Annotated in this window: 10 protein-coding genes, 1 tRNA gene and 1 pseudogene; 10 read left to right on the forward strand and 2 right to left on the reverse strand. The window is 68.5% G+C overall.

The features are described from left to right. Positions 1 to 53 precede the first annotated feature (53 nt). A pseudogene (locus A5773_RS14315) lies at positions 54 to 752 on the forward strand (diaminopimelate decarboxylase); the annotation flags it as partial. Between the two features lie 69 nt (positions 753 to 821). Here A5773_RS14315 and A5773_RS14320 read toward each other — a convergent pair. After that, on the reverse strand, positions 822 to 1,418 hold the full coding sequence (locus A5773_RS14320) for a TetR/AcrR family transcriptional regulator (protein WP_156622474.1): 597 nt from the start codon (positions 1,416 to 1,418) through the stop codon (positions 822 to 824). 168 nt (positions 1,419 to 1,586) lie between these two features. Here A5773_RS14320 and A5773_RS14325 point away from each other — a divergent pair. From A5773_RS14325 to A5773_RS14345, 5 genes are all read left to right on the forward strand, one after another. After that, positions 1,587 to 1,658: transfer RNA gene (locus A5773_RS14325), tRNA-Gln, on the forward strand. A gap of 162 nt (positions 1,659 to 1,820) precedes the next feature. Beyond that, positions 1,821 to 3,296, forward strand: a complete 1,476-nt coding sequence (gene glmU / locus A5773_RS14330) for a bifunctional UDP-N-acetylglucosamine diphosphorylase/glucosamine-1-phosphate N-acetyltransferase GlmU (protein ID WP_067265336.1) — start codon at positions 1,821 to 1,823, stop codon at positions 3,294 to 3,296. Positions 3,297 to 3,386: 90 nt separating this feature from the next. Further along, entirely contained in the window at positions 3,387 to 4,367 is a 981-nt protein-coding gene (locus A5773_RS14335) for a ribose-phosphate diphosphokinase (protein WP_066957338.1), read from the forward strand. Then, entirely contained in the window at positions 4,368 to 4,712 is a 345-nt protein-coding gene (gene arsC / locus A5773_RS14340; RefSeq protein WP_067265338.1) for an arsenate reductase (glutaredoxin), read from the forward strand. Then, positions 4,709 to 5,356, forward strand: a complete 648-nt coding sequence (locus A5773_RS14345; RefSeq protein ID WP_067265341.1) for an LpqN/LpqT family lipoprotein — start codon at positions 4,709 to 4,711, stop codon at positions 5,354 to 5,356. The genes arsC and A5773_RS14345 overlap by 4 nt, the downstream gene beginning before the upstream one ends. Before the next feature lie 75 nt (positions 5,357 to 5,431). Here the strand turns inward: A5773_RS14345 and A5773_RS14350 are convergent, their stop codons facing one another. Beyond that, positions 5,432 to 8,725, reverse strand: coding sequence for a LuxR C-terminal-related transcriptional regulator (locus tag A5773_RS14350; protein WP_156664379.1), 3,294 nt, complete (start codon positions 8,723 to 8,725; stop codon positions 5,432 to 5,434). 173 nt (positions 8,726 to 8,898) lie between these two features. Here A5773_RS14350 and A5773_RS14355 point away from each other — a divergent pair, with 173 nt between their 5' ends. The 4 genes from A5773_RS14355 to pth all read left to right on the forward strand — a co-directional run bounded on the left by A5773_RS14355 (position 8,899) and on the right by pth (position 12,605). Then, positions 8,899 to 10,134: a cytochrome P450 gene (locus A5773_RS14355; RefSeq protein ID WP_067265536.1), complete on the forward strand. Its 1,236-nt coding sequence runs from the start codon at positions 8,899 to 8,901 to the stop codon at positions 10,132 to 10,134. Between the two features lie 25 nt (positions 10,135 to 10,159). Further along, positions 10,160 to 11,041 carry an oxidoreductase gene (locus A5773_RS14360; protein ID WP_067265347.1) on the forward strand — a complete coding sequence of 294 codons (882 nt, stop codon included), beginning with the start codon at positions 10,160 to 10,162 and terminating at the stop codon, positions 11,039 to 11,041. A 316-nt stretch (positions 11,042 to 11,357) separates the two neighbouring features. After that, the gene (locus A5773_RS14365) at positions 11,358 to 12,017 is read left to right on the forward strand and encodes a 50S ribosomal protein L25/general stress protein Ctc (protein ID WP_066957348.1); all 660 of its coding nucleotides are present in this window, start codon (positions 11,358 to 11,360) and stop codon (positions 12,015 to 12,017) included. Positions 12,018 to 12,029: 12 nt separating this feature from the next. Next, entirely contained in the window at positions 12,030 to 12,605 is a 576-nt protein-coding gene (gene pth, locus A5773_RS14370) for an aminoacyl-tRNA hydrolase (protein WP_066957350.1), read from the forward strand. Positions 12,606 to 12,611 lie beyond the last annotated feature (6 nt).

The raw sequence follows: 12,611 nt of genomic DNA on the forward strand, positions 1-12,611 counted from the left end.
AAGGGATCGTTAGGAAGAGCGCCCCCGACCCGACGCGGGCGCACGTTGGACTCATGACTTTGCTGGACCTCCTGCCCTCCATCGGTGACGCGGTGCCCCCGCTGTGCGCCGGCGCCGGACCGCACGCCCCGGCCGGCGTGGCCGCCGAGGCCGATTTCCGCGATCGCGCCCGCCGTTGGCGCAAAACGCTGCGGGGTGCGCGCGTCGTCCACTTCGGACGGTCGCCGCTGACCATCGAAGTCGCGCGCATGGCGCGCAAAGAGCGCCTCGGTATCAGCGTCCGCTCGGGCGCCGAGTTGGCGGTCGCCCTCGCCGCGGGGACGGACCCGGCACGCATCGTCGCGCACCCGGGATCGCCCGAGTTGTTGCGCGACGCGGTGGGCGTCGGTGTCGGGCGTATCGTGCTGGACTCTCCCCTCGCGGCTCCCCACGTCGCCGGCCCACGACGGCGGGGCCGGGCGCGCCCCACCTTCGACCTGGTGGGCCTGTACTGCCGGCTGGATTCTCCCGGTCCCCGGGACGGCGCCCGGGCCCGCTACGGCGGGGAAATCCGCCGGACGATTGCCGCCATGGCGGACGTCCGCGCCCGGCACGGCCTCATCCTGACCGAAGTGCACGTAGGCGGTGACCAGGCCGGCCCGTACGTTGCTGGCGATTCGGAACTCGGTGTCGACGAGCTGGCCGCCGTCATCGAGGATGCGCTCGACGAAGCTTGCGCCGCAGAGCAATTTCCCCGGCCGATTGTCGCGGTGGGTGTGACGCTGACCGAATAAACTCCCCAGGCGGGAACCGCCGTGACGTCACGCCCGCCGGGCGAATCTCTACCCGTCGTCCTGCAGCCGGGGGTCGGCTTCCAGGTGGGTCAGCCCGTTCCACATCAGGTTGACCAGGTGCGCCGCGACCACTTCTTTCTTGGGCTCACGCGTATCGAGCCACCACTGCGCCGTCATCGACACCGAGCCCACCAGCGCCTGGGCGTACAACGGCGCCAGCTCGGGATCAAGGCCGCGGCGGGCGAAGTCGCCGGCCAGGATGGAGCTGACCTGGTTGACGGCGTCATTGAGCAGGCTGGAGTAGGTGCCCGAGCTGATCGCGGCCGGTGAGTCGCGGATCATGATGCGGAAGCCGTCGGTGCGCTCTTCGACGTACGTGAGCAGCGCCAGCGCGACTCGCTCGACCCGGACCCGGGAACGGTTGTTGGTCAACGACGAGGTGATGCCGTCCAGCAGTGCCGACATCTCGCGGTCGACGACCACGGCGTACAGCCCCTCCTTGCCGCCGAAGTGCTCGTAGACGACCGGCTTGGACACGTTGGCGCGGAGCGCGATCTCCTCGATGGAGGTGCCCTCATAACCGCGTTCGGCGAACAGCGAGCGTGCGATGCCGATGAGTTGTTGTCGGCGCTCGGTACCGGTCATCCGGGCGCGCGGCGCGCGTGCCTCTTTGTCCGGCTCCTTATCGAGAACAGCCACGTCAATCAGCGTATAGGGTCGCCCGCACCGAACCGCCCGTCTTTCCCTCGGCGCCGCGATCGGCCCGCATACCGTCTAAAGTCTGTTGGTGGCGCGGGCCCAAAGGGCCGGCAATCCGTCGTGGTGTAATCGGCAGCACCTCTGATTTTGGTTCAGATAGTTCAGGTTCGAGTCCTGGCGACGGAGCTTGGCTTCGAGTGTGGGGCCTATGCACGAATTCGAGGCGGCGGTTTCCATACTGAGGGCAGTGATCGCCCGGGGCGCGGTCTTTGCGTCAACATCAGGTGAAGTGCCACGCTTGACGGCGTGTCGTCGTGCCAGCGCGCACGCCGGGGTTGAGGAGAGTTGATGGCGTCTCGTGGTGATACCGCGGTCCTGGTGCTCGCGGCCGGGCCCGGCACCCGGATGCGGTCGGACACCCCCAAGGTGCTGCACACGCTCGCCGGTCGCAGCATGTTGTCCCACCTGCTGCACGCGATCACCAAGGTCGCGCCGCAACACCTGGTGGTGGTCCTGGGACACGACCACCAGCGCATCTCCCCGCTGGTCGCCGAGTGGGCCGACGACCTGGGGCGCGGCATCGAGGTCTCCCTGCAGGACCGGCCGCTCGGCACCGGCCACGCGGTGTTGTGCGGCCTGTCCGCGCTGCCCGAGGACTACGCCGGCGTGGTCGTCGTGACCTCGGGTGACACGCCGCTGCTGGACTCCGACACCGTGGCCGACCTGATCGCGACCCACAACGCGGGGTCGGCCGCCGCGACCGTGCTCACCACGACGCTTGCCGACCCCACCGGGTACGGCCGCATCCTGCGCACCCAGGACAACGAGGTCACCGCGATCGTGGAACACGCCGACGCGACACCCTTCCAGCGGGAAATCCGCGAGGTCAACGCCGGCGTCTACGCCTTCGACGTCGCCGCGCTGCGCTCCGCGCTCAGCCGGCTGAGCTCCAACAACGCCCAGCGGGAGCTCTACTTGACCGACGTGATCTCGATCCTGCGCGGCGACGGGCAGGCCGTCCATGCCCAGCGCGTCGACGACAGCGCCCTGGTCGCCGGCGTCAACAACCGCGTCCAGCTCGCACAACTGGGCGCCGAACTCAACCGCCGGATCGTCGCCGCCCACCAGATGGCCGGGGTGACCATCGTCGACCCCGCGACCACCTGGATCGACGTCGACGTCACGATCGGGCGCGACACCGTCATCCACCCGGGCACGCAACTGCTGGGCCGCACCCAGATCGCTGGCCACTGCGTCGTCGGCCCGGACACCACGCTCACCGACGTCACCGTCGGCGACGGCGCATCGGTGGTGCGCACCCACGGCACCTCATCGGCCATCGGCGCCGGCGCCACGGTCGGCCCCTTCACCTACCTGCGGCCCGGGACGGTGTTGGGCGACGAAGGCAAGCTCGGCGCGTTCGTCGAGACCAAGAACTCGACGATCGGCGCCGGCACGAAAGTTCCGCACCTGACCTACGTCGGCGACGCCGACATCGGCGAGCACAGCAACATCGGAGCGTCCAGCGTCTTCGTCAATTACGACGGCACCAGCAAGCGGCGCACCACGATCGGCTCGCACGTGCGCACCGGGTCGGACACCATGTTCGTCGCCCCGGTGACGGTAGGCGACGGCGCGTACACCGGCGCGGGAACCGTGGTCCGCGACGACGTCCCCCCGGGCGCACTGGCGGTGTCCGCCGGTCCGCAACGCAACATCGAGGGCTGGGTGCAGCGCAAACGGCCGGGCAGCGCGGCCGCCGAAGCGGCCGAGAAGGCGGTCAAGCTCAACGACGACACATCCGAGCCCGAATCGACATCGTGACTTTGGTATCTGGTAACCCGGCCACATTTCCGTACCATTCGCTACGTACGATTGGCATCCACTTCTGATCCGAACGGCGAGGGCAGCGCGTTGAGCCACGACTGGACCGACAACCGCAAGAACCTGATGCTCTTCTCCGGCCGTGCACACCCGGAGTTGGCCGAGCAGGTGGCAAAGGAGCTCGACGTCCACGTCACCGCTCAGACGGCGCGGGAGTTCGCCAACGGCGAGATCTTCGTCCGGTTCCATGAGTCGGTCCGCGGGTGCGACGCGTTCGTCCTGCAGTCGGCCCCGGCGCCGGTGAACGACTGGCTGATGGAACAGCTGATCATGATCGACGCGCTCAAGCGGGGCAGCGCCAAACGGATCACCGCCGTCATGCCGTTCTACCCCTACGCCCGCCAGGACAAGAAGCATCGCGGCCGCGAACCGATCTCGGCGCGACTGGTCGCCGACCTGCTCAAGACGGCCGGCGCCGACCGGATCGTGACCGTGGACCTGCACACCGACCAGATCCAGGGTTTCTTCGACGGCCCGGTCGACCACATGCGCGGGCAGAACCTGCTCACCGGCTATATCCGGGACAACTACCCGGACGGCAACATGGTGGTCGTCTCCCCGGACTCGGGCCGGGTGCGCATCGCCGAGAAGTGGGCCGACGCATTGGGTGGCGTCCCGCTGGCCTTCATCCACAAGACCCGTGATCCTCGGGTGCCCAACCAGGTGGTGTCCAACCGCGTCGTCGGCGAGGTGCAGGGGAGGACCTGCGTGCTGATCGACGACATGATCGATACCGGCGGCACCATTGCCGGCGCTGTGCAGCTGTTGCGCGATGACGGCGCCGCCGACGTCATCATCGCGGCCACCCACGGGGTGCTGTCCGACCCGGCCGCCGAGCGGCTCGCGGCCTCGGGTGCTCGCGAGGTGATCGTCACCAACACTCTGCCGATCGGCGAGGAGAAGCGCTTCCCCCAGCTCACCGTCCTGTCCATCGCGCCGCTGTTGGCCAGCACCATTCGCGCCGTCTTCGAAAACGGCTCCGTCACGGGGCTATTCGACGGGGATGCCTAGATGGCCGATACCGTCATCTATCACAACCCCAAGTGCAGCACGTCCCGCAAGACGCTGGACTTGTTGCGCGACAGCGGGTTTGAGCCGACGGTCGTCGAATATCTGAAGAACCCCCCGTCCCGCGACGAACTGATCAAGATGATCGACGACGCCGGGATCGATGTGCGCACCGCGGTGCGCAAGCGGGAATCGCTGTACTCCGAGCTCAACCTCGCCGATGCGACCGACGACCAGTTGCTCGACGCCATGGTCGAACACCCGATCCTGATCGAACGACCGTTCGTCGTCACCCGGAAGGGCACCCGGCTGGCTCGGCCGGTCGACACGGTCCGCGAGATTCTGTGAGACGTGCCTGCGCGGCCGCGGCCATTGCGCTGACGCTGCCCGCGGTGGCGTGCGGCCCGAAAACGCCCGACTATCAAACGATCTGGTCCACGACGCCGACAACCACGACCACCACGACACGGGTCGCCAAGCCTGTGCCGCTGTCGCAATACCTGCAGAACATCGGTGTGACCGGCGAGCAAGTCGCGCCGGGCAACCTGCCCGACCTGACGGTGTCGATACCGACGCCCCCGGGCTGGTCGGCGGCCAACAATCCGCACATCTCCCCGAAGACGCTGATGATCTCCAAGGGCGGCAAGTATCCGACCGCCCGACTCGTGGTGTTCGTGCTGCACGGCGATTTCGATGCCGCCCAGGTGATCCAGCACGGCAACGACGACGCCCAACTGTTCGAGAACTTCAAGCAGCTGGACGCCTCGACGACGCCCTACAACGGCTTCCCCTCGTCGATGATCGAGGGCAGCTACGACTTGGATGGCACGCGGCTGCACAGCTTCAACCGGATCGTCATCGCCACCGGTTCGCCGCCCGCCAAGCAGCGGTACCTGGTTCAGCTCACCATTACCGGCCTGGCCAACGAGGCGGTCACGCAGTCGTCCGACATCGAGGCGATCATGCGAGGGTTCGTCGTCGCGGCGAAGTGATTTCAGTCCTTCGAGCCCGGCGAAATTGCCGCCAGGGTCGTGCTCGACTCCCGAACGGCTGCAATCTCAGCGAAATCATGTTGAGCGCTGGTCCTTGAAGAGCTCCACCCGCGAAGAGATGCCGAGCTTGGCGTAAACGTGGGTGAGGTGGGTCTGCACCGTGCGCGGTGAGATGAAAAGCCGCGCGCCGATGTCCTTGTTGCCCAAACCTTCCCGGGCCAGACGCACCACGTCCTGCTCCATGGGGGTCAGCGATCCCCAGCCGCTGGCGGGGCGCTTACGCTCGCCGCGGCCGCGCTGCGCGTAGGCGACGGCATCCTCGGTGGACAGCGCCGCGCCTTCCGTCCAGGCTGCATCGAAGTCGTTGTCCAGCAACGCCTCTCGGGATTTCACCAGCGTGGCCTGATGGCCGGGCTCATAAGTCGGGCGCCGCGCCTCCCCCGTCCGCTGGCGCATGCCGTTCGCCGCGCCGAGCAGGCGTGCCGCGTGCGCGTTGTTGCCCACGTCCGCCGCAAGGCGTGCCAGGCATTCCAGGGCGTCGGGCACTCGCAGATACCCCTGCACCCGGGCGGCGACCGCGAGGGCGTCGTGGGCGTCGCGCTCGGCCTGGCCGTAATCGCCTTGTGCGAGCACGACATAGGCGCGCGCAACCAGGGCGACCATCTGCTGGTATCCCGGAACGATGGCGACGTTCTCGTCCGCCCAGCGGCGAGCGACCTCGAGCTCACCGCACGCCAGAGCGGCCTCGGCGATCGGGTTGACGCTTCTGGTGAACACTTCACGCGGCGGACTGGTGCGCTGCCAAGCCGTCTCACAGAATCGCAGCGCCGCGGCGCCGTCGCCGGCGGTCAGCGCGGCATCGGCGAGCATGGCGTGCACCGTGTCTTCGGCCGCCCCGCCCACCGCCTCCGCGGCCACCAGCGCCGATTCCGCCGCGGCCCGCGCGTCAGCCGCCCGCCCAAGGCGCGCGAGCACCACGCTGTGGACGGTGTGCCCGTAGATCTTCATGACAACCTCGTCGGCCGCATCAGCCTCCTCCGCCAAGGATCTGCCAACTTCCTCGGCTTCGGCGAGATGTCCCTGCATCATCAGCGCGATGGTGAGCCAGGTTCGGCAATTCCGCGAGAAGAACCGGTCGCCCAGCGTGTCCGCCAGGCCACGCCCCATCTCGGCGGCCGCACGCGCCTCGATTGGTTGCCCGGCAAAGGCGCCCACTGTTGCCTGGTGACTGTAGATCTGGCACAGGCTCCAGCGATCACCGGCGGCGCGGGCGAGGCTGATCGCCTCCGCGAAGTAGGGCTGCGCCACCTCGGGACTGAAAACGGCGCTCATGCCACATGCGATCAACGCCCGAGTGAGCAGCGTCGGATCATCGAGCTGTCTCGCTATCCCCAGGGCGTCCTCGGCGGGGCCCAACTCCGTTGGGATTCCTATCCATGCCGCGAGGACCTGCCGCTCGACCACTGCTCCCGCCCACACCGCCGGAGGAATCTCAGAACGGCCCACTTCATTGAGGATCGCGTCCAGTCCGGCGATGCCCTCGAGGGTGCGGCCACCTCGCAGCCACAACGGCCGGAGTAGCGAGATAAGCCTCAGCCCGGTCTCCAGGTCCGAATTCTCGCGGCACCAACCGAAGGCGGCCCGCAGGTTGTCGACTTCCGTTTCTCCCCGATGCAACAGCTGCTCATCGCGGGAATGGCCCTTTGACTCCAGTTCTGCGGCCTTCGCGGTGTAGTAATCGCGGTGGCGGGTGCGCACATCATCGGACTCACCGGACTCACCGAGTTTTTCCTGCGCATATTGGCGCACCGTCTCCAGCAACCGGTAGCGCATCCCGGCGGCGGTCTCATCGGCGGCCACCAAGGACTTGTCGACCAGCAGGCTCAGCTGGTCGAGCAGCTGGTAGCCTTCGACCTCGCTGCTGGCGCCGACTGCCTGTGCCGCTTCGAGGTCGAAAGTTCCAGCGAGAGCGGCCAAGCGGCGGAACAAGATTCGTTCGGGTTCGGTGAGCAGCGCGTGCGACCAATCAACCGAGGCACGCAGCGTCTGCTGGCGGCGCACCGCAGTGCGCGCGCCCCCGGTGAGGAGCCGAAATCGATCGTGCAGGCTGTCGAGGATCTGTTGTAACGACAGCGCCCGAACTCGTGCCGCGGCGAGCTCGATCGCCAACGGCATGCCGTCCAGGCGCCGGCAGATCTCCTCAACCGGCGCGCGATTTGCTTCCCCGACACAGAAGTCGGGGCGCGTGCGCCGAGCGCGGTCAGCGAACAACTCGACCGCCTCGTCGGCCAGGCCCAACGACGGCACGCGCCAACCGAATTCGCCCGGGACGCCGAGCGGTTCGCGGCTGGTGGCGAGGATGGTCAATCGCGGGCACGCCTTGAGCAGCTCATCCGTCAGCGCCACGGAGGCGTCGAGCAAGTGCTCGCAATTGTCCAGTAGAATTAACATGTTCCGCTGCGCGCAGAACCGCACCAGCAGCTCCGTGGTGGAACGCCCCGGCTGGTCGGGCAGGCCCAGCGTGCGCGCGACCGCCACGGGAACAACGGCGGGAATGGTGATTGGTGCGAGGTCGACGTACCACTGCCCGTCGGGAAAGTGGTCGATCAAACCGGAGGTGACCTCGACGGCGAGCCGGGTCTTACCCACACCGCCGGCACCGGTCAGGGTAACCATGCGGTTGTCGGTCAAGACCTGCCGCAACTGCGCGATTTCGGCTTGGCGCCCAACGAAACTCGTCAGCTGCGCCGGAAGATTATGGGACACCACGACCCCACGGACGCGCAGTGGCGGAAATTCATTGGCCAGGTCGGGGTGGCACAGCTGCACGACGCGTTCCGGGCGTGGCAGATCCCGCAGCGGGTAGCTGCCCAGGTCGGCGAGCCACACGTCGTGGGGCAGCCGGTCCACCACCATCGACTCGGTCGCGCCCGACAGCACCGTTTGCCCACCATGCGCGAGATCGCGTAGCCGGGCCGTGCGGTTGATGGTGGGGCCCGCGTAGTTGGCGCCGTTGCGCAACTGAATCTCGCCGGTGTGTATCCCGATCCGCAGCCGAATGGGCGCCAGCGGGGCACGCTGCACGGCAAGCGCGCACGCCACCGCGTCGGACGCGCGGGCGAACGCGGCCACAAAGCTGTCGCCCTCACCCTGCTCGAGCGGACGCACCCCGCCATGCGCGTCGACGGCGTCGTTCACCGTCTTGTTCAGCCGGGCCAGCGCCGCGGCCATCTGCTCGGCCTGGGTCTCCCACAGCCGCGTCGAGCCCTCGACATCGGCCAGCAGCAACGTCACCGTGCCAGTAGGCAGCAACTCGCTCACGCCCAACTCGTTCCAGTTCAGCGACGGCATCTCCGCGTGTTGGCTCATGGTAGCCAGCATCGTGTGTGCGCAGCACGCAAACATCGGCCACAGCGCGTAGATCTTCCCTGAACGCGCGGCCGGAACCTACGCGGTCGACCGCGCACATTTACGCGCTGCGGCGGATGGTCTTCGTCTCCCGCTCCCCGATAGTCGACTCAACGCCGACCGAGGAGACCGTGATGACCACCGTCCAAACCAGCGAGTGCCCGAGCGTGTTCGACGCCGGGGTGCCCTTCTTTTGCTATGACCACCTCACCGATCCCGACGAGGCGCACCGCGCCATTGCCGCCGCCCGCGAGCAGTCCCCGATCGCCATGGGGCCGCGGGGGCCGGAGGTGCTGAGCTACGAACTGGTCCACCAGGTGCTGCGGGACCCCCGCTTCGTCACCGCCCACGGCCTTGGACTCGACCTGCAAGGCGTCACCTCCGGCCCGTTGTGGGACAGGGCGACCGCCAACATCCTCGGACTCGACGGTGCCCAGCACCACCGGCTCCGCCGGCTGGTATCCAAGGCGTTCGCGCCGCGTGGTGCCGAGCGGCTGCGTTCGCTGATCGTCGAGGTGATCAACGGCTTGGTCGATCCGCTGACGGAGGTCGGGCACTGCGACGTCGTCTCCGACATCTCCCGCCGCTACCCCACCCCGATCATCTGCGCCCTGCTCGGCGCGCCGCCCGAGGACTGGCAGATGTTCTCCGACTGGACCGACGACATCAAGAAACTGTTCGACTGGAACGTCGCCGAGGACGGCCCGGCGATCCTGGCCGCCTGGGACCAGCTCGACGCCTACCTCGAAGACCTGGTCGCCCGCCGGCGCGCAAAACTGACCGACGACCTCGTCTCCGACCTCATTCGCGCCGAGGACGACGGCGATCGGCTCACCCACGACGAGCTACTCATGCTGTGCGGCACGCTGCTGGGAGCCGGCACCGACACCACGCGCAACCAGCTCGCCGCGGCGGTGCAGGCGCTCTGCGCGCACCCCGACCAATGGGCGTTGCTCGCCCGGAATCCCGAGCTGGCGGCCAACGCGGTCCACGAGCTGATGCGTTACTGGCCAATCATTTTCGGCACCATCCGCCGGGCCGCCGAAGACGTCGACCTGGCCGGGATTCGCATCCCCGCGGGCACGCTCGTGCTGGCCAACACCGCCGCGGCCAACCGCGACCGGAGTGTCTACGAGCTCCCGGACCACCTCGACATCACCCGCGAGGGCGCCGCACCCATGCTCACCTTCGGCGGGGGCGTGCACTACTGCCTCGGCGCTCACCTGGCGCGCTTGGAACTGACGGAGGCGCTTCGCGTCATCACCCAGCGCATGCCCCATCCCCGCGCGGCCGCCCCCGCGCAGTGGAGGGCCATCACCGGCATCACCGGGCCCAGCACGGTGCCGCTGGAGTTCGACACCGGGCACTGAGGGAGTCCTATTAGGCTCGTCAGCCATGACCAACTGGACCGCCGCAGACCTGCCGTCGTTCGCCGGGCGCACCGTGATCGTCACGGGAGCCAACAGCGGGCTTGGCGCGGTGACGGCCCGCGAGCTGGCGCGACGGGGCGCCACGCTCGTCATGGCGGTCCGCGACGTTCGCAAGGGCGAGAAGGCCGCGCTGCAAATCCGGGGTTCGCACACCGGCCCGGTCGAGGTGCGCCCACTCGACCTGCAGAATCTGTCGTCGGTGCGGGATTTCGCCGCGGGTGTCGACAAGGTCGACGTGCTGATCAACAACGCGGGCATCATGGCCGCGCCGTACGCCCGGACCGTCGACGGGTTCGAGAGCCAGATCGGCACCAATCACCTCGGTCACTTCGCGCTGACGAACCTGCTGCTGCCCAAGCTCGCCGACCGGGTGGTCACGGTGTCGTCGATGGCGCACTGGGCGGGGCGGATCAGCCTCGACGACCTGAACTGGGAGCGGCGGCGATACTCGCCCTGGCTGGCCTACAGCCAGTCCAAGCTCGCGAACCTGCTGTTCACCAGCGAGCTGCAGCGACGCCTGGGTGCGGCCGGTGCCACGCTGCGGGCGCTGGCGGCCCACCCCGGTTACTCGCACACCAACCTGCAGGGCGCCTCCGGCCGCAAGCTGGGCGACGCGCTGATGTCGGCCGTCACCCGCGTGGTGGCCACCGATGCCGACTTCGGCGCCCGGCAGACGCTGTACGCGGCGTCGCAGGACCTGCCGGGCGACACATTCGTCGGCCCGCGGTTCGGCCAGACCGGCCGCAGCCAACCGGTCCGGCGGAGCCGTCGGGCGCAGGACCCGGCGATGGCGGTGGCGCTGTGGGAGCTGTCCGAGCAGCTCACCGGCACCAAATTTCCGCTCTGAGCCCCACCAACCACACTGGTCCCTTAGGTCGGACGGCCGACGAGTTGCCCGCCTCCGAGCGACAGCCTTCGTGACGCGGGGACTGTCGCTGTGAGGCGGGCAACTCGGGCATCGCCCGGGCCAGGTAATGGAGTGACGGATGTGACACACACCGCCGGGACCAAATTTCCGCTCTGAGGTGCGCATGCGCTAACCTGACCGGGCGTCACGGCGAGGGTGGCTGGCCAGCCAGCACCGTTATCGACGGAGACCGACGAACTGTCGCGAACCTCGCCGTGCCCCCACACTCAGGCATTGAGCACACAGGAGCGACACGATGGCCAAGTCCGCAGGCAACCAACTCACCGCCACGGTGCGAACCGAGACCGGCAAGGGCGCGTCCCGCCGGGCCCGCCGCGACGGCAAGATTCCCGCCGTCCTCTACGGCCACGGCGCCGCCCCGCAGCACCTGGAGCTGCCCGGACACGACTTCGCGGCCGTGCTGCGCCACGCGGGCACCAACGCCGTGCTGACCCTGGACATCGACGGCAAGGAACAGCTGGCGCTGACCAAAGCGCTCGACATCCACCCGATCCGCCGGAGCATCCAGCACGCCGACCTGCTGGTCGTGCGCCGCGGCGAGAAGGTCGTCGTCGAGGTCCGGGTGGTCATCGAGGGCGACGCCGTCCCCGGCACCCTGGTCACCCAGGACACCAACACCATCGAGATCGAGGCCGACGCCATGTCGATTCCCGAGCAGTTGACGGTGTCCGTCGAGGACGTCGAACCCGGCACCCAGATCACCGCCGGGCAGATCACCCTGCCGAAGGGCGTCAACCTGATCTCCGACCCGGAGATGCTGGTGGTGAACGTCGTTACCGCGCCGACCGCCGAGGACCTCGAGGAAGAGGGCGCGGGCGAGGTCGCCGAGGCCGAAGCGGCCCCCGCGGAAGAGGAAGCCGCCGAGGCCGAGGCCCCCGCGGACGAGTCCGAGTAGGCGGACCGCAACGTGGCCGAGCCCTTGCTGGTGGTCGGCCTGGGCAATCCCGGAGAAAACTACGCCCGCACCCGGCACAACCTCGGGTTCATGGTCGCCGACCTGCTCGCCGACCGGCTCGGCTCAAAGTTCAAGGTGCACAAGCGTTCCGGCGCCGAAGTAGTCAGCGGCCGGCTGGCCGGACGCTCGGTGCTGGTGGCCAAGCCGCGCTGCTACATGAACGAGTCCGGCCGCCAGGTCGGGCCGTTGGCGAAGTTCTACTCGGTGACGCCGGCCGACCTCGTCGTCGTCCACGACGACCTCGACCTCGACTTCGGCCGCATCCGACTCAAGATCGGCGGCGGCGAGGGCGGCCACAACGGGCTGCGCTCGGTGGCGTCCGCGCTGGGCACCAAGGAGTTTCAGCGGGTCCGCATCGGGATCGGCCGACCGCCGGGACGCAAAGATCCGGCGGCGTTCGTGTTGGAGAACTTCACCGCCGCCGAGCGCGGCGAGGTCCCCACCATTTGCGAGCAGGCCGCGGACGCCACCGAGTTGCTTGTCGAGCTGGGCCTCGAGCCGGCGCAGAACCGGGTCCACGCCTGGTAAACGGCG

It is taken from the genome of Mycobacterium sp. 852014-52450_SCH5900713 (assembly GCF_001667075.1).
Taxonomy (GTDB): Bacteria; Actinomycetota; Actinomycetes; order Mycobacteriales; family Mycobacteriaceae; genus Mycobacterium.